This is a genomic window from Chitinophaga sp. SYP-B3965 (assembly GCF_009647655.1).
GTDB lineage: Bacteria > Bacteroidota > Bacteroidia > Chitinophagales > Chitinophagaceae > Chitinophaga.
Map to the genome: position 1 here is coordinate 1,941,454 of NZ_WJFD01000001.1, position 16,264 is coordinate 1,957,717.

The following is a 16,264-nucleotide window of genomic DNA, read 5'->3' on the forward strand; positions in this document are numbered from 1 at the left end:
GGTATTAGTTTTTTCATAACGTAATTGTCTATTGTTGTGCTATCAGTCGGTCGGTTTCTGCTAATCTGAAACGTGTGCTTATGATGGAATTCTTATTTTCATCCGGCCTGTATTTGATGTAAGTGGTTGCTACAAATGTCTGGTCCGGCAGTAACTCAATACCGCTATAACCGCAATCCCATGTTTTATAGCTGTGCAGTAATTTTATGCGGTACTGACCGGGCCTGCCATTGATGATATCATCATACGTGCCCACCCATGCCATGTAGTTATTTTTGGTGGTGCTTTCTTTGCCCGTATCTCTGAAAACCACTACCATCCTGCCATCTGCACTATACTTTGCTTTATGGCGATCTCCCCATAAGCCCTCTGGTAAAGGTTTTATGGCAGACCAGGTTTTACCCTCATCATCACTCAGCATATACAGTGAGATATGTTTATCATTTTCCCGGATCATGCACAGCAGTTGTTTTCCGGAAGGAGATCTGATGACTTCCGGCTCACAGGGTTTTAAACCCATGGTATCTAAAACGGTACGTAGGGGCGACCAGGTTAGGCCACCATCTTCAGAGATGCTTTGTACTACGATGCATGATTTCTTTTCTACTTTTTCACCGGGCCTTCTCATATTGGTCATGCCCAATAACCTTTTACCGCCGTCTATTGGTATGATGGTACAGAAGGGCATGCCGGTGAGGTCCAGTCCGTTGCTTTTCATAGGCCCCCAGGTATCACCTTCCATAACTGCCTGCTGCATTTGATGCTGAGGTCCGCTGCCGGCAAATGCAACAACACGTTGCTGGCCATCCGGGCCGGGTAAGAGATAAATTGCAGGACAGTTCGCAGCCATGCTCCAATTAGCAGGTACCCATTGATTATTCCAGGTAAGGCCACCGTCTGTACTCTTTTTTGCGGGACCACATTTGCCGCCGTGGCCATACGTCCATACACAATACATGGTTTTTCCATCGGGCATTAATACGGTAGTTGGCTGCCCGTTATAAATATCTTTTGTACCCTGCGCCACCACTACCTGGCGGGTGGAATCTCCTGATAAATCCAGAACAGGTAAGGGTGCCTTATTTTTAGAAATAAAGGGCACAAGAAGGCCTGTAAGCAAAAGTATCTTGCTCAAAGTCATAACTGTGGAGATTTGATTAATTGAAGGTGATATGTTCTATATGTACTACATATTGACAAATCTAAAAATAAAATCCCAAGCTTTCCTAATTTTTTAAAGAAAATCTTGGAAAGACGCCATGGTACTGAGGCTGGATTATTTCATCCGGTCGAAGTGAGGTTTGAGATGGTCGTACATCCCTTTTTTGAAGTCTTCTTTTGTGCCGTTTCGGAGGATCTCTACTAATCCTCTGTGGTCAATTTTACCACTGGTGGGTTTATCAACGAGGGTAATTACATAGGCAAAAACAGGAAGCAGCATGATCTGGAACCGCTTCAGGGTGCTGTTGCCCGTCATTTCATATAGTTTGCCGTGAAAGGCAATTTCATTCTTTACGAGGAAGGATTTGTCTTTATTGATCTCGCTGTTGGCGATATCTTCCAATTCATCAATGTCAGCGTCGGTCATGCGCTTGTATAAGAGATCGGCCAATCCCATTTCGAGCACCAGCCGCAATTCAAATACATCTCTTAAGGTGGTATCATCTATAATGAGGGGGTCCAGCACACGTTCAAAGGCCTGTAAAATATCCGGACTGGCCAATACCATTCCTTTACGTTTGCGGGTTTCTATCATGCCCAGCATGCGCAACCGGCTTAAAGCCTCTCTCACTACGTTCCGGCTTACGCCCAGGGCTTCTGCGAGGTCTGTTTCTTTGGGGAGGGCGTCCCCGGGTTTGAAGGACATTTTCTTAAGGTACTGGCGCAGCTTCACTTCTACCGAATCAGCCATTGTATTGGACTTAACGCGCCCCAGATTTTTACTTAGATCACTTTGTATTGTATCTTGCATCTTGTACTATATGTACTACAAATATACAAAGTTTACCCGGCGCTGATGCAGCACCGGGTAATTAACTTAGTTATTCAACAGCATTTCGATCTGCTTACCAATATAATTCTTCATAAAATTCTCCGGAAAAATCTTCCCATGTTCCACTAATTTGAAAATATTTCTGCATGGTACCTCCTCCAGTAATAGGAAATATCCCATAAAAATGCAGTGTAAATGGTTTAACAGGATTCATGCCTTCTGCCAATGGCGGAGTTGATCCGACTAAATACTTATCAGAATCTTGCATATCTATAAATATTTGATTGGCGATATTGATGGGCAATGGGTTTCCTGAGTCATCAGTTGCTTCGTACATCGGCGAAATTGTCAGACTCATTCCTGTATTAGACGGATCATCGTTATCCTTTTGCCAACGATATTTGATCACCATCATCAAGACAGGGATCGGAACATTACTCGGCAAAATAATCTGAAATGGCTCCGAATAACTCAACCCGAAAGCTCTAACACCAACCGTACTATTTCCAATAACTATTGGGGTATTTACCCCTTCGCGGGCAGCTTTTCTATAGAACCGTTGATAAAAAGGGACTTTGGCATTTATTTTAGTTATGCCGGAAGTGTTTAAGCACTTTACAATTTTAAAACTCCCATCACCGATGTTGCTTGTGCCAGCAAATTTATTGGGTGATACAAATGAAGATAAAGCAATGACCACGGTTGCGGTCAGGGTTAATTTAATAGCTTTTTTCATAGAAGATAAATTAGTGGGTTACTTGATACTTTGAATATACAATTTATTTTCAAAGTATTTCGGTAATCAACTAGCTGGCCTGATGGACACCCCATCATACTCATACAACTGGTAGAGCTCCTCAAAATTGATGTACAGCTGTGGTAAGGAATCCGTAGTATGTTTGAAGCGGAGCAGGAAACCTTTATTCATCTCTTCTACATTGATGGAAAGGCTGTCTGTCTGCTTATCTACAATGCTTCTCAGCGGCTGGCTGGCAGTATTAGCCATGTAATAACAGGCCCTCTTAAAGATAATATCATGTGCGTACTCCGTTACCTGGTCCGGAAAAACAAATGTAAAAGTAACGGGATGGCTTTTCAGGAAGCGGCTCAGGGCGCCTTCCTTTACAAGCGTATGCTGTTGTACAAAGTGTGCGGTGTAAGAAGATTGCGGATCACCGGCAGGACTGTAGGCGGAATCTTTCCATACCAGGCCTATCCTGTCTCCCATTTGATAAGTGATGCCCTCTTCTGTATTGTAGATCATGGCCAGTGTATCTCCCTTCCTGCAAACGATAAAAAGGCTTTCGTCTCCTTCCTGGTTATAGTCCAGGAAAGTGAAATTATCCAGGTGAATGTCGTCTTGCTTCTCTTTTGCGGCAGGAGCAGTCGGCGTATTACATGCAAACAACACAATAAGGAATAATAAAGGGAACTTCATAAGGGCGCAGGAGTTTAGTTCACACTGATCTTGATCACTACCTTCTTCACCGGCCCGGGTGTATCTACACGCAGATTAGGCATATGCAGGTCTGTCGGAAAGAAAATGGCAAAATGATCTTGTGCCAGCAAAGAAAAGAAAGAAGGTTTCTCGGCAAACAGCATGTAATCATCCTCTTCGCTATACGCTTTGGAAGGCTGTTTCTCCTGCATAAAGTCGTGCCCTATCAATTCTGCGCCGCTTACAATGTACTGCACATCAATATATTTCCTGTGAGATTCCATTTTTTCTCCGGATGGGTCTATCGTTTCGTACTCATTGACAATCGCGAAGATGTTCTTCCCGTCAATTTCGTATTTTCCTTTTTCCAACGTGGTAAAGTCCGTTTGTGCCAGGTATTCAAAGGCTTTGATGAACTTCTCGCCCAAACCATAGTAGCGGTGGGCATTATCTAAAGTATCTAGTATCATGGTGTATTTAATTCGGGCCGAAAGATAGGGAGAAAATTATATATAATACAGCGCCCTTTCTCCTTTGAAAGTTTTTTCGTTCTTTTATGCTTATAAATCCCTGCGTAATGAATCGCCTGTTATACCTGTTCCTGATCTTAACCCTCCCTGCTCTTACACTTGCCCAGAGCTTTAAAGACGGCCGTAATACACCCGCCTGTGCAGCATGCGAGCAATTATTCAAAAGCAAACCCAAGGAGGTGCAGTTTGGTATCCGGTTAAGTCCGGATGGCACTATTGTTTTCCTCACCAATAATATAGACTGGTTCAACAAGATCTTCACGGCACCGGGAGATGCTATGACTGCAGACCTCGTGCGTAAAAGTCAATATAACTGCGATAAACCCCGGCCTGCGCGCACCACGCCGAAAGGAGAATTCCTGACACCGCTTTACCTCTCGCAGTTAAAGAACAAGATGAAACAAATGCCCGGAGGCCAGATAGCCATTGAACTGGGAAAGGTGCCTGCCCATTTGCAAAAGGAAGAGCTGGAAGGCAATCTCGTTGTCATTAAAAATGGGGTGATCTGTCATTACATGAACTTTGTGAATATTGAGCGGAGCTTATGGGAACTATTACCGATGGGGCTGTTTGCAGATACTTTAATGAACAGGCAGGCTACAGACAAAAAGGCTTCCTTCTATTCCCGCAAGCTGCAATTCACCATCCCTTTCCCCAAGAACAAAAGTGTCTACAATGCCGCAGATCTAAAACCGCTCTATGATTCCCTGCAGCTGGCCGGAAACCATATTACCCAAATGGATATCAGGGCCTATTCTTCTGTAGAAGGCAGTACGGAACTCAATTATCAATTGCAGGAACAACGTGCCGCCTCTATCGTAAAAGCATTACAGCAATACCAGGTATCCCAGATCCCCGGAACTATCAACGCGGCTGAAAACTGGGTGGAATTCTTCCGTGATATCAAAGGCACTGCTTTTGAAAACTTAACGCCCCTCTCCCAGCCGGAGATCAAAAAACGTTTGCTGGATAAAGGTCTACAGGCCCAGCTGGAGCCCATCCTAAAAGAACACAGGAAGGCCGTTATTACCATTTATATCAACAAGAACAATGACCTGGAAAGTACTGTCAATGAAGCGCTGCTCACAAAGTTCAAAAAAGCCATAGAAGAGAAAGATCTGAAAGCAGCCTCCGCCGTACAGCGCGAGGTGTTTGACCGCATAGCAGATAACCGCCTGCCGGGTAATTACCTGGATAAACTGGAGATCCCCAAAACAAAAGATCACCTCTTCCTCCTCAATAACCAGGAAACATATCGTTACCAGCTGAATCCTTCTAAAGAAGAAGACATCATAGAACGATTGGAAGCACTGTTAAAACTGGATCCAACAGATAAAAAGATCCACTACAACATCTGCTCACTTACATTTAATGTGTGGAAGAACGACTCCGGTTACATTGCCTCTGCCGATTTCCTGCAGGAGATCAATGAACTGGCTAAATTAAAGATCCCCTCTTCCCTGGTGCAAAGAATGCTGATCAATTATCACATCGTTTATAGTGAGCAGACCTACCGCCGGTTTAACTATGCGGCTAAAGATGAATCCATCGGTTATATCCTGGATAATTATGAAGATCTGCAACTGAGAGATGAAGAAACATTAACGCTCGCCAAATACCTGGCTTATTACTCCCGCAGGAACGATGCCATTGACCTGTTGCAGGACCGTGTAAGGAATATAGATGTGAATGAAGACATGCTTTTCTATTACATCAATCTTCATCTCTTCACACCGGAAATATTTAAGGTGCCGGAGTTAAGAACGGTGGTATTGAATGCCATTACCATCAATCAGCAACGTTTTTGCAAGTTCTTTAATTCCACCGGCAACGGCGGGGCCAGTTTCCAGCTGCTGGATGCAGAGGCGTTGTGGGGGTTGTACTGTGAGTATTGTAAATAGACTAGTGTTTCTTCACCTTGATGGAATTCTCAAGATCCAGCAAGCGGACCTTGAGAACACCTTCGATATCAGTGAGGGTATCTATGGTAAAATTGTGGGTACCACTCAGCCACCTGGAGATCACAGACACCTGCTTGTTCAGTGCACTGGCAAGCTGGGTTTGCGTCCATCCTTTTTCTTTCAGTGCAGCGTAGATCCTGGCAGACATTTGCATGCGCGCATCTGTGCGGGCTTGTTCTTCTGGTGTGATGTTCTTCAACAGGCTCTCCAGCAAGGGGCTGGTATAATCATTTTTCTTTGCCATAATGTTTGTTTTTAGTGAATAAGGGTCATATTCCCTTCCAGTCTTAAATCATCGTCTGAAAAATATAAAGAGCCGTGCTCTAACTTTACCTTTACGATACGGGAGAAATGCATCATTTCATGTACTGCAGAACTTAGCTGCTGATCTTCCTGCCATTTTCTGATATCCTTTGACTTGTAACCGCCGCTTCCAATGATCAGTATCTTTTCACTGATCAGGATGCAATATAACCGCAGGTTCTTTTCAGGAACATCAAATAAAGCGCATACATCATCATTCCATTCCAGGCCTTCATCCGATTTTAAATAAATATCCTGTGCTCCTGTTTTTCTGCCTATAGACCGCAGCCTTCTGACAATGTTCATGGTTTCTTCCGGGTTGTGCTGTATATTTTCCCGGACAAATTTTTCAAAAAGCACTTCATCTTTATCACTGTAATAAATACTGTAAATAGAAGCCGCCTCTCCTGAAAGGTTACTCAAACGAACTAATTTGTTTTTCAATCCATTCTATTTTCAAAGTTATGCAATTTCACTTATAAGTGAACATCCTCTTCAAACTTTTTCCGAAAAAAGCCCAAAAAGACCATTCCAAGTGAATGTTTCTCAACTGATAAACTTTAAAGCAAAACGGAAAAATGAGGTGCCGGGAATACAAACAAAATTATTTGCACCTGAAAGCATGAAATATGCTGATGATTAAAAATACGGAATTTTCATATAACACAACGTCCATTTTGGCACACCAGGTGTCCGGAAATGAACACTTTTCTTTTTATATGATCTCTAAGTGCCCGCCGCTGCAACATTTCAAGTATGGCAGCCTTCTTGTGGAGAAATTCTAAACTGATAAGACCATGAGTCACATAATGATCCCCATCCCTCCACTGCCGGGCAGGCAGGACATTGAAGTGCAGGTGATTATCAACAACCAGCACCAGCAGTTGCGTTATCGTGTTGAACTGTTCTACTGGAAAGACTGCCTCAATCCACAGGCCCACCGGGCGGATTGTATCAGCGAAATGTTGTCGCGCCACGATCCGGAATGGACGGTATATTTCATTGGCTCCCCTACGGATGAATTTGTACCTATTACGTTTGTCAGCAAGGATAGTCGAAAGTTTTTATGGAATGCCACTGCTTAGCTACTTTAAAAGCCTCCGGAAACGGGGGCTTTTCTTTTGAAATGATCTTTTGCAAGAATCCCTCAAATTCCACGGTTCAATTACCTAATCCTACAACTCAACGGAAAATGTGCTGCGATTAGCGCGCCAGCCGGCAATTTTACATAAATACTTATTACGTGAAAGGTTTAATGTTATTATGTATGCTGAGTTTAGCTTCCAATACAACAAGCGAAGAGGAATTTAAACTCGTAAGAACAGATAAAGGGATCGCTCTGTATGAACGATGGATACCTAATGCAGCAGACGAAAAGGTGCGTGAAATAAAAGCCACCTTCATCGTGCGGGCAGATGTGGCCGGTATCTCCAGGTTGATGACCAGTCCGGCCATGGGTACAGACTGGAATGTGAATGCCAAAGAATACAATGTATTACCCGCGGGTGCAGAAAACACCTGGATCACTTATATCAAATACAGTATTCCATGGCCGTTTGAAGACCAGGATTGCTGCCTCTTATATCACCTGCGCAGAGAAGAACAAAACACGGAGATCAGTTTTGAAAGTACCTCCCACAGCAGGTTCCCTGTATATAAGAACATCACCCGTATATCAGGTGCTAAAGGAAAATGGCTCTTGCAGGAACTGGGGAACGGGAACATGCGCGTCACTTACATGATCTCTACCGATCGCAGTAAAAAGGTTCCCCGCTGGATCTCTGATCCTATCGTGCAGGGCAACCTCATAGAAACTATGACCAGATTTAAAACATTAGCGGAGAAAAACAAATGAGCAACGGAAAATACACCCTGATCACGGGAGCCAGTTCAGGCCTTGGAAAAGAGTTTGCCGTACAATGCGCCAAAATGGGCAGGAATATCATCCTGATAGCCCTGCCCGGCGGTTGCACTCCTTCCCTTGCCGAAAACCTCGCACAGACCTACGACGTAGTTGTACACATCTTTGAGTTTGATCTTACGGACAGTGCGGAACTGAAAAAGCAGATCACGTACATCCTGGAACGTTTTGAAATAGACTTCCTGATCAATAACGCAGGTGTGGGCGGCACTTCCCTGATCACTGAAACATCTCTTGAAAGAATAGATCAGATCATTCAGTTGAATGTACGCAGCACCGTGCTCATCACACACATGCTGATCCCTCACCTGTTACAGCAGGAACGGAGTTATATCATGAATATTTCCAGCATGGCAGCCTTTTCACCCATTGCCTACAAAACGGTTTACCCTGCCTCAAAAGCCTTTATATCCTCCTTCTCATTAGGACTGCGGGAAGAACTTTCCGGAACAGGCGTTTCCGTTAGCGTAGTATATCCCGGCCCTATTATGACCAATTCCAATACAGCCCAAAGGATCATCTCACAAGGGCTTAAAGGGAAAATGGGATTGTTATCAACGGCAGAAATAGCGAGTATTGCCATCATTGGCACCATCACAAAATATCCCACCATCATCCCCGGGTTTATGAATAAGCTAAATCATTTCCTGATGAGCATCCTGCCCATGGAACTAAAGCTGAAAATGATCTCGCGGGCTGTTAAAAAAGAACTGATATGAACAAAGTACTGGTTACAGGCGCCAACGGTTTCCTGGGGTCTAATCTTACAAGAGAGTTATACCGCCTGGGTTATGAAGTAAGGATCATGATCCGTTATAATGCAGACATCAAAGGTATTGCGGATATCCCCTGCGAGATCTTCTTTGGAGATATTGCCAGCCAGGCTGATGTGGATCAGGCGGTAACAGGTTGTAATATTATCATCCATGCGGCTTCTATTACAGATCAATGGGGCATTTCTTTTGAAGAATATGAGAAGGTGAATTTCACCGGTACAAAAATTATGGTGGAAGCCAGTCTCCGCCATAAAGTGGAGAAGTTCATCTACGTAAGTACGGCCAATACCATGGGCCCGGGCAGCAAAGATAAACCGGGCAATGAACTGAGCGGCTTTACTCTTTTCAATGCCAATTCCGCTTACATCAACACGAAGTACCTGGCACAGCAATATGTACTGGAACAGGTGGAATATAACCGGCTGCCGGCAGTGATCGTGAACCCTACTTTCATGATAGGGCCCAATGATATCAAGCCCAGTTCGGGAAAGCTGGTGTTATATGGCCTGGGCAAAAAGATCCTGTTTTATCCGCCGGGAGGTAAGAATTTTGTTTATATTCACGATGTTTGCCAGGGCATAGTGAATGCTATCGATAACGGGAAAGTGGGAAATTGTTACCTGCTGGCCGGCCATAACCTGAGCTACCAGGAATTTTTCTCCTCCCTGAACAGTGTATCCAGGGAAACGAAGATCATGATCAGGATCCCTGCATTCATTTTAAAACTGGGTGGCATATTAGGCACCATCAAAGAAAGGTTAACCGGCAGGAGCAGCAAACTGAATTACACCTCCGCTTACCTCTTATGCCTGAACAACTACTATACCGGCAAGAAATCTGAAAACGAACTAATGGTACGGTATACACCAGTAAAGGATGCCCTGAGAAAAGCATTAACCTGGTTTAAAGAAAACAACTACTATTGATGGAACAGGACGTGTTTAAAAAGAATGAAAGGATCTTCTACAGCAAAACCTTCCGGTACCTTGTAAGGATCGTGATCCTTTACCTGTTCAGTATCATTTTTAAATCCTTCGACCTCACCTTTATTACGGATGTTAATAATTCCTTCTTCAGATCACAACTGTTCAGTCTGCTGTATGTGGCACTGGGACTGATATCCTGGGAAGGCGCCATCTGGTTAAGCAGGTATGTAGAGAAAGGTGTGCTGAAAGGTTATATCTCCAACCGTTTGCTGGTGCTCTGTACTGCCCTGTTGTTATACGGGCTCATCCCTGCCTTCCTCTTTGGCTTCCTCTATGCCGTGATGGACATCGTGGTATTTAACCGGTACGAAGCCTGGGAAAGCTTTTCGGCAGTGAGTTATAATATGAACTTCGGCCTGTATATTTTTTATGTACTGATCCTCACTTTCAATGGTATCATCTATTACTATAAAGGTTTGAAAGAATACCAGGTGCAGGCAGAACGGTTAAAGCGGGAAAACATCCAGGCGCAATACGATGCATTGCGGAACCAGATAGATCCGCATTTCTTCTTTAATTCCCTGAGCGTGCTCACCAATCTGGTATATAAAAGTGCAGACCTCTCTGCGGATTATATTACCCAGCTGGCCAAGATCTACCGGTATATCCTGGATAAGAAATTCGAGAACCTGGTATCCATACAAACAGAACTGGATTTCCTGGATTCCTATCTGTTCCTGATCAGCATCCGCCATCAGAACAGTATCCGCTTCACGGCAGAGATTGATGAGCATATCAAAGCGAATGGCACCATCCCTCCTGCCACCCTACAAATGCTGATTGAGAATGCCATTAAACATAACCGCTTTTCTGCGAATGATCCCCTGCTGATCCATGTAAAAAGCGACAATGGCTACCTGCTCATTTCCAACCAGGTAAGAAAGAAAAATGTGCCGGAAATATCATCGGGCATTGGCCTGGAAAATATCCGTAAACGGTACGAGCTGGCCAGTGGCAGGGTCATTGAAATTCATAAATCAGATGAAGTGTTCATCGTAAAGATCCCGGTAATAACGCCATGATGAAAGTAGTCATATTTGAAGATGAGGTACATAACTCGGAAAGGCTCATCCGCCTGTTACAGAAATGCGATCAGCAGATAGAAGTAGTGGCGGTGATCCCTTCTTTATCTGAAGGGATCAAATGGATGGACCAACGCAATGAGGTAGACCTGATGCTGATGGATATTCAGCTGTCGGACGGTAACTGTTTTGAGCTATTCAAACAGGCCAATGTAAAAACGCCTATCATCTTTACCACTGCCTACGACAACTTTGCGTTGCAGGCTTTTAAGGTGAACAGCATAGACTACCTGATGAAACCCATAGAATTGCAGGAACTTAAAAACGCCCTCAACAAATACGAACAACTTAAACCCGCACAGCACAATATTGACATTGCAAAGATCGCGGATGAATTCCTGAAGCGGGACAGTGCCCGGTTCATTGGCCGGCTCAATAACCAGCTGATCTATGTTAAGGCAAAAGATATTGCCTACCTGCAGTTTGTAAAAGGCGTTACCTACGCTACCACTTTTACCGGAGAAAAAATGCCACTGGACTATTCCCTGGACCAGATAGAAAAAATGCTGGACAGGAATACCTTCTTCCGCATCAACCGGCAATTCATTATCCATATTGATGCTATTAAGAAGATCATGTCTTATTACAATAGCAGGCTGATCCTGCAATTGCAGCCATCCGTAGATGCGGATGTAGTGATCAGCAGGGAGCGGGTGGTAGATTTCAAGAGCTGGCTGGAAGGAAGATAAAAAGCCGGCCCACAGGGGACCGGCAATTTACAACATATGTATATGGACCTAGCAACTTAATTTTTATACACCCGTACATAATCCACTTCAAATGTGGAAGAGGTGTAGGCAGGATCAATAGCACCTCCAAAAGCTCCACCCATGGCAAAGTTCAGGATCACAAAGAAATTATTATTGAAGGGTGACGCTGCTGTATTGACATAAGTGAAGAACAACTGATCGTCTACATACACTTTAATGAACGCCGGCGTCCAGTCCACCGCATATTTATGGAACTCCGTAGCCGCATTGGTGATCATTGTAGTACCGCCATCTGCATTACCTCCGGAACGGCCGGGATAATGCATCGTGCCATAGATCTTATTCAGGTTATTGCCGTTATGCTCCATGATATCTATCTCACCACAGGCAGGCCATCCAATGGTGCTCACATTATCGCCCAGCATCCAGATAGCAGGCCAGGTGCCACCACCAATAGGTAGTTTAGCCCTTGCTTCCACCCTGCCATATTTAAAAGAGAACTTTCCTTTGGTCAGCATTCTTGTAGAAGTATAAGCGCTGCCCTGGTGTGCTTCTTTCATAGCAGTGATCTTCAGCGTGCCGTTGCTGACTTCCACATTCTGTGTTCTGTTGGTATAATATTGCTTCTCCTGGTTTCCCCAGCCATTATCGCCGGTGCCCAGATCATAACCCCATTTTGCCTGATCCGGCGCGCCATTCGTATTGAATTCATCTGCCCAAACAGGATTATTGGCCACACTGATCACTACCTGAACGGATTTGGTAATAACAAGTGCGTCTTTGCTCTTGGCCGTTACCGTCACTGTATAGGTGTTATTTCCTGGTGTGGAATAAGTATAATTGATCTTACCCGTAGGCGCCGTCATATAATTCCCGTTTCCGAAATCATAATCATACGTAACGGCATTGTCCGCCGTTGCGCTGAAGGCTACCACTCCGCTGCCGTCAATGCTCACATTGGCCGTAACGACAAGATTGGATGGTGTTACCGGCACCGCAGTTTTGTTATCATTTTTTCCGCAACTGGTCATACTAATTAATAATGCCAGCATAATTCCTGTTATATTCTTCATAGTCTAAGGTATTGCGATGATTTTTACATACCAGGCGCCGGGGGCCTGTAAACAACGTAAGGTCATTTTAGTGGCAGACCTTTCCAGTACCTGGTATCTGTGTACGCCAAAATACATGCCCATGTGTCCTTTATTGGCAAACGTGATGATCTCTGTGGTGGGGCTGCCGTCGTATCCGAATGATTCTGTATAGTCAGCAGCTTTCGTGCCTGTTAAAGTAAAGTCTCCTTCACCGGTAAGGGTTGGATCGAAATCTTTGAAATACTGTTTCTGTCCAAACATATCATTGTTTGTTTTGTGGGAAAAGGTATTTCCGGTAACAGAGAAAGTATATTCATCATCATAAATACCCAATCCGGCTTTCTCATTGGGGCCGGCAGACCACCAGGCAGGAATGTTCACAGCCGCATCAGATACACCCAGGTGACCTCCTGCATCTTTATCCACTCTCCATTTCTTCGTACCGTTATTGGTAAGCATCGTCACTAAAGCAGGGTTGGGTACAAAAGCCCGGAAGATCTCTATTTCAGTGGAATTGCTGCTGGAGATCCCGGCTTTACCGGAAGCGATCACCGTAATGGTCAGCTTCTTTGTGCCGGTATGTGAGAACTTGTAAGTCCATTCATTGTTGGTGGTCAATAAGGCAGGCAGACCATCTCCGAAATCAACCTTGTAATTAATAGCATTCGTTGAAGTGGCTACCACTTTCACTGTACCCGATCCATCGCCTGTGGGATGTGTGGCATCCTTTCCTATAACGGTCACCGTTAGCTCAGGTTTGGAAGGAGTGACCAGTGGACCGAATTTCCTGTCTGCCTTCTTGCAGCTGCTAAAAACCAGCAGGACCATCAGGATCTTTATAAACGTGTTCATACTTGCGGGATTAGTTAGTTAAAATAATGTCGTCGAACAGGATGGTATAATTTGCGCTGCCATCACCTTTCGTACCATTGTCTAAAAAGAACAGGATATTCTGCAGTTTCTTGCTGTTATCCAGGATAACACCGTTAAAATCAAAGGTGAGTTCTTCCCATGCATTGGCAACAGTTGTCGCTATCTCTTTAGCTTCCTTGAAAGTATTGTCCCCACTCCTTTCCAATTGTAACGTTACTTTCAGTCCTACCCTTGTGGAATATACCTTCACTTTGAATTTCTTATTCGTAGTGAAATCAATGGGAGCGCTCATTATTATAAAATTGCCTGCCCAGGTTTCTCCTGCATTCTTTACGATCCGGCCAACAGTAGCACTGGTATTAATACCTGTACGGAAAGGATTCGGAATTACCGCCGTGCCGCTTCCGCCAAAATCTCCCCATGCATAACTCACCGTGGCCAGTTCAAAGGTCATGGGCAATGTGAGCGGATCATAGATGGTGATCTGTTTCGTGGCAATGGTTGTAGCCGCACCACCACTGAGCGCCTGCACTTTCACCGTATAAACACCTGCGTTTGTATACGTATGTGTGGCATTAGCGCCTGCAGCCAGTGTTACAGGTACTTCATTGGCTACATCCCCGAAGGACACTTTAAACCCACCGGGTGCATAAGACGCAGCAGCAGAAACGGTGATATCATGTGCATTGGTGGTAGTAGTGATCACTACATTTTCCGGCGCCCTGAACACCAGGCTCAATTGTTTGGTGGTTTCAGTGGCTTTACCGCCGATGTTCTTAGCCGCTACTTTAACCGTATAATTTCCTTCTGCATAAACATGCGTGATATTCTTACCAGGCATTACACTGGCAGGTGCTGTAGTGGCATCGCCAAAGTAAACATCATACGATACGGCGCCAGAGCCGCCGGGTGTGATAGTTACCTTGCCTGAGTTATCATTCGTGATGGCAAAGGTTATATCTCCGTCAGATGGCGGCGCCGCCGTTTCCACGAAGGAGATATCCCCGTCCTTTATTTTTGTACAGCTCACCGTAACGGCCAGCAGTAATATTAAATATTGAATTCCTTTCATAATGATTGCTTTTATTTATAACCCTCGTTTTGCTCCAGTCCGGAAGTTTCCACTTCATACTGTGGTATTGGGAATAGTTCGTTCTTATTCGCTGTGAAGTTGGTAATGATCGTAGCTGCTCTGCCTGTTCTTACGAGGTCAAAGAAACGATCACCTTCCATAGCCAGCTCAAGTCTGCGTTCATCCCAGATAGCCTGTTTTAAGGCAGCACCGGTTGCAGCTACATCATGTAACAGATCACCAAATGCACGCCTGCGTACACGGTTCAGGTAATCCTGGGCTTTGGTATCATTGGGCGCAGTAGCCCTGTTATTGGCTTCTGCTGCCAGCAGTAATACTTCTGCATACCGGATGGTCCTGTAATTATTCAGGTAGTTCAATTCCAGCTGTCCGGATGTTTCTCCTTTCCGTGGCAGGTATTTATGGTTATACAGACCAGTGTTCTTATAAGGAGCTACCTGGTAAGTAATGTTCATAGCAGGATTCGCCGTTTTATACGCTTCAATATCCAGCACTGTTACACTCTTCCTCTTATCACCGGCAGCATATGCATTGGCCAGTTCCTGCGTGGGCAGGTTAGTGCTCCATCCTGCTGAATAAGGACTGCCACCATTCAACCCTCTGATACCACACTGCTGTACAGCATAGTTACCCTGGCCTCTTGTGGCGCCGCCCCAGTTGAAATAAGGAGAGGTATTGGAATACTGGATCTCAAATACTGCTTCAGATCCGTTCTCGCCGGATTGAAGGAAGATATCGCCGAAGTTAGCTACCAGTGCAAAAGGCCCGGTCACTACATTTTCCAGCATCACTGCCGCAGCATCAAATTTGTCCTGGTAGATCAACACCTTACCCAGTAAAGCCTGTGCCGCGTATTTATTGATGCGGCCGGGTTGTGCGCTGGTAGGCGGTAATACAGCGATCGCTGCATTCAGGTCTATCTCTATTTGTTTGTAGACCTCTGCTTTGGGGCTTCTTTGCAAGGTCCGGGAATCATCTAAGTTCAACCTTCTGTCTACGAACAACGGAACATCGCCGAAGAACTTCACGAGGGTGAAATAGTAATATGCCCGGAGGAAATATACTTCGCCGTATAATGCATCTTTACCTGCAAATGTTACAACTGCGCCGGCGGGGTTCTTTTCTTTATTCTGATGCAGATAATTGGTCCTGTTGATCCCTTCATATGCAGACCTCCAGATCTCCCGCAGGGTAGAGTTGTTAGGGTTCAGGGTATAATCATCGATCTGTTGTAATGCCAGTACGTCTGATGCATTTTCTCCGCCAGCTACCGCATTATCGGAAGCAATGTCTCCAATAGGAACCGTCTGGTTCAGCCATTGAATGGGAGAATACGTACTTACTACCATGGTCCTGTAATCGCTTTCAGAGCGCAGGTAATCCAGGTCTGTTATTTTATAATCTTCATGCGGATCATAATCCACCCATTTTTTACACGAAGCGAGGGTGATGATCAGCAAGATCACAGTATATATGTTTATGTGTTTTTTCATTGTTTGCCTTT

The 16,264-nt window shown here is 44.7% G+C and carries 18 protein-coding genes; 7 read left to right on the forward strand and 11 right to left on the reverse strand.

Annotated elements, in window-relative coordinates:
• Window positions 1–28: 28 nt before the first annotated feature.
• The 5 genes from GFS24_RS07540 to GFS24_RS07560 all read right to left on the reverse strand — a co-directional run bounded on the left by GFS24_RS07540 (window position 29) and on the right by GFS24_RS07560 (window position 3,901).
• Window positions 29–1,141, reverse strand: a complete 1,113-nt coding sequence (locus GFS24_RS07540; RefSeq protein WP_153658958.1) for a sialidase family protein — start codon at window positions 1,139–1,141, stop codon at window positions 29–31.
• 135 nt (window positions 1,142–1,276) lie between these two features.
• Window positions 1,277–1,912, reverse strand: coding sequence for a FadR/GntR family transcriptional regulator (locus GFS24_RS07545; RefSeq protein ID WP_256379069.1), 636 nt, complete (start codon window positions 1,910–1,912; stop codon window positions 1,277–1,279).
• Between the two features lie 154 nt (window positions 1,913–2,066).
• Window positions 2,067–2,729, reverse strand: a complete 663-nt coding sequence (locus tag GFS24_RS07550) for a hypothetical protein (protein ID WP_153658960.1) — start codon at window positions 2,727–2,729, stop codon at window positions 2,067–2,069.
• Between the two features lie 66 nt (window positions 2,730–2,795).
• Window positions 2,796–3,431: a hypothetical protein gene (locus GFS24_RS07555; protein WP_153658961.1), complete on the reverse strand. Its 636-nt coding sequence runs from the start codon at window positions 3,429–3,431 to the stop codon at window positions 2,796–2,798.
• A 14-nt stretch (window positions 3,432–3,445) separates the two neighbouring features.
• On the reverse strand, window positions 3,446–3,901 hold the full coding sequence (locus GFS24_RS07560) for a YhcH/YjgK/YiaL family protein (protein ID WP_153658962.1): 456 nt from the start codon (window positions 3,899–3,901) through the stop codon (window positions 3,446–3,448).
• Between the two features lie 107 nt (window positions 3,902–4,008).
• Between GFS24_RS07560 and GFS24_RS07565 the strand changes: the two genes are divergently transcribed.
• A complete protein-coding gene (locus tag GFS24_RS07565; protein WP_153658963.1) occupies window positions 4,009–5,862 on the forward strand; it encodes a hypothetical protein in 1,854 nt (617 codons plus the stop codon).
• Between the two features lies 1 nt (window position 5,863).
• Here the strand turns inward: GFS24_RS07565 and GFS24_RS07570 are convergent, their stop codons facing one another.
• Entirely contained in the window at window positions 5,864–6,166 is a 303-nt protein-coding gene (locus GFS24_RS07570; protein ID WP_153658964.1) for a helix-turn-helix transcriptional regulator, read from the reverse strand.
• Between the two features lie 11 nt (window positions 6,167–6,177).
• On the reverse strand, window positions 6,178–6,669 hold the full coding sequence (locus GFS24_RS07575; RefSeq protein WP_153658965.1) for a hypothetical protein: 492 nt from the start codon (window positions 6,667–6,669) through the stop codon (window positions 6,178–6,180).
• 353 nt (window positions 6,670–7,022) lie between these two features.
• Between GFS24_RS07575 and GFS24_RS07580 the strand changes: the two genes are divergently transcribed.
• The 6 genes from GFS24_RS07580 (at window position 7,023) to GFS24_RS07605 (ending at window position 11,679) form a co-directional block, all read left to right on the forward strand.
• Complete coding sequence (locus GFS24_RS07580; RefSeq protein WP_153658966.1) at window positions 7,023–7,310, forward strand: hypothetical protein; 288 nt, start codon at window positions 7,023–7,025, stop codon at window positions 7,308–7,310.
• Window positions 7,311–7,492: 182 nt separating this feature from the next.
• Window positions 7,493–8,080, forward strand: coding sequence for an START domain-containing protein (locus GFS24_RS07585; protein ID WP_173003005.1), 588 nt, complete (start codon window positions 7,493–7,495; stop codon window positions 8,078–8,080).
• Complete coding sequence (locus GFS24_RS07590) at window positions 8,077–8,865, forward strand: SDR family oxidoreductase (protein ID WP_153658968.1); 789 nt, start codon at window positions 8,077–8,079, stop codon at window positions 8,863–8,865. Before GFS24_RS07585 ends, GFS24_RS07590 begins: the two co-directional genes overlap by 4 nt.
• Window positions 8,862–9,848 carry an NAD-dependent epimerase/dehydratase family protein gene (locus tag GFS24_RS07595; RefSeq protein ID WP_153658969.1) on the forward strand — a complete coding sequence of 329 codons (987 nt, stop codon included), beginning with the start codon at window positions 8,862–8,864 and terminating at the stop codon, window positions 9,846–9,848. The genes GFS24_RS07590 and GFS24_RS07595 overlap by 4 nt, the downstream gene beginning before the upstream one ends.
• Window positions 9,848–10,930: a sensor histidine kinase gene (locus GFS24_RS07600; protein ID WP_153658970.1), complete on the forward strand. Its 1,083-nt coding sequence runs from the start codon at window positions 9,848–9,850 to the stop codon at window positions 10,928–10,930. Before GFS24_RS07595 ends, GFS24_RS07600 begins: the two co-directional genes overlap by 1 nt.
• Window positions 10,930–11,679: a LytTR family DNA-binding domain-containing protein gene (locus GFS24_RS07605; RefSeq protein WP_153658971.1), complete on the forward strand. Its 750-nt coding sequence runs from the start codon at window positions 10,930–10,932 to the stop codon at window positions 11,677–11,679. Before GFS24_RS07600 ends, GFS24_RS07605 begins: the two co-directional genes overlap by 1 nt.
• A gap of 56 nt (window positions 11,680–11,735) precedes the next feature.
• Here the strand turns inward: GFS24_RS07605 and GFS24_RS07610 are convergent, their stop codons facing one another.
• The 4 genes from GFS24_RS07610 to GFS24_RS07625 are packed head-to-tail and all read right to left on the reverse strand — an operon-like array spanning window position 11,736 to window position 16,253.
• Window positions 11,736–12,773: a family 16 glycosylhydrolase gene (locus GFS24_RS07610; RefSeq protein WP_153658972.1), complete on the reverse strand. Its 1,038-nt coding sequence runs from the start codon at window positions 12,771–12,773 to the stop codon at window positions 11,736–11,738.
• 3 nt (window positions 12,774–12,776) lie between these two features.
• On the reverse strand, window positions 12,777–13,646 hold the full coding sequence (locus GFS24_RS07615; RefSeq protein ID WP_153658973.1) for a PKD domain-containing protein: 870 nt from the start codon (window positions 13,644–13,646) through the stop codon (window positions 12,777–12,779).
• A gap of 10 nt (window positions 13,647–13,656) precedes the next feature.
• Entirely contained in the window at window positions 13,657–14,739 is a 1,083-nt protein-coding gene (locus GFS24_RS07620; RefSeq protein ID WP_153658974.1) for a hypothetical protein, read from the reverse strand.
• An 11-nt stretch (window positions 14,740–14,750) separates the two neighbouring features.
• Entirely contained in the window at window positions 14,751–16,253 is a 1,503-nt protein-coding gene (locus tag GFS24_RS07625; protein WP_153658975.1) for a RagB/SusD family nutrient uptake outer membrane protein, read from the reverse strand.
• Window positions 16,254–16,264: the final 11 nt, after the last annotated feature.

What these genes read in the sequence shown, in the direction of transcription:
- GFS24_RS07540 (WP_153658958.1), bottom strand. Translation starts at nt 1,141, where the DNA reads ATGACTTTGAGCAAGATACTTTTGCTTACAGGCCTTCTTGTGCCCTTT.
- GFS24_RS07605 (WP_153658971.1), top strand. Translation starts at nt 10,930, where the DNA reads ATGAAAGTAGTCATATTTGAAGATGAGGTACATAACTCGGAAAGGCTC.
- GFS24_RS07570 (WP_153658964.1), bottom strand. Translation starts at nt 6,166, where the DNA reads ATGGCAAAGAAAAATGATTATACCAGCCCCTTGCTGGAGAGCCTGTTG.
- GFS24_RS07555 (WP_153658961.1), bottom strand. Translation starts at nt 3,431, where the DNA reads ATGAAGTTCCCTTTATTATTCCTTATTGTGTTGTTTGCATGTAATACG.
- GFS24_RS07600 (WP_153658970.1), top strand. Translation starts at nt 9,848, where the DNA reads ATGGAACAGGACGTGTTTAAAAAGAATGAAAGGATCTTCTACAGCAAA.
- GFS24_RS07625 (WP_153658975.1), bottom strand. Translation starts at nt 16,253, where the DNA reads ATGAAAAAACACATAAACATATATACTGTGATCTTGCTGATCATCACC.
- GFS24_RS07545 (WP_256379069.1), bottom strand. Translation starts at nt 1,912, where the DNA reads ATGGCTGATTCGGTAGAAGTGAAGCTGCGCCAGTACCTTAAGAAAATG.
- GFS24_RS07565 (WP_153658963.1), top strand. Translation starts at nt 4,009, where the DNA reads ATGAATCGCCTGTTATACCTGTTCCTGATCTTAACCCTCCCTGCTCTT.
- GFS24_RS07615 (WP_153658973.1), bottom strand. Translation starts at nt 13,646, where the DNA reads ATGAACACGTTTATAAAGATCCTGATGGTCCTGCTGGTTTTTAGCAGC.
- GFS24_RS07560 (WP_153658962.1), bottom strand. Translation starts at nt 3,901, where the DNA reads ATGATACTAGATACTTTAGATAATGCCCACCGCTACTATGGTTTGGGC.
- GFS24_RS07590 (WP_153658968.1), top strand. Translation starts at nt 8,077, where the DNA reads ATGAGCAACGGAAAATACACCCTGATCACGGGAGCCAGTTCAGGCCTT.
- GFS24_RS07610 (WP_153658972.1), bottom strand. Translation starts at nt 12,773, where the DNA reads ATGAAGAATATAACAGGAATTATGCTGGCATTATTAATTAGTATGACC.
- GFS24_RS07550 (WP_153658960.1), bottom strand. Translation starts at nt 2,729, where the DNA reads ATGAAAAAAGCTATTAAATTAACCCTGACCGCAACCGTGGTCATTGCT.
- GFS24_RS07585 (WP_173003005.1), top strand. Translation starts at nt 7,493, where the DNA reads ATGCTGAGTTTAGCTTCCAATACAACAAGCGAAGAGGAATTTAAACTC.
- GFS24_RS07595 (WP_153658969.1), top strand. Translation starts at nt 8,862, where the DNA reads ATGAACAAAGTACTGGTTACAGGCGCCAACGGTTTCCTGGGGTCTAAT.
- GFS24_RS07580 (WP_153658966.1), top strand. Translation starts at nt 7,023, where the DNA reads ATGAGTCACATAATGATCCCCATCCCTCCACTGCCGGGCAGGCAGGAC.
- GFS24_RS07620 (WP_153658974.1), bottom strand. Translation starts at nt 14,739, where the DNA reads ATGAAAGGAATTCAATATTTAATATTACTGCTGGCCGTTACGGTGAGC.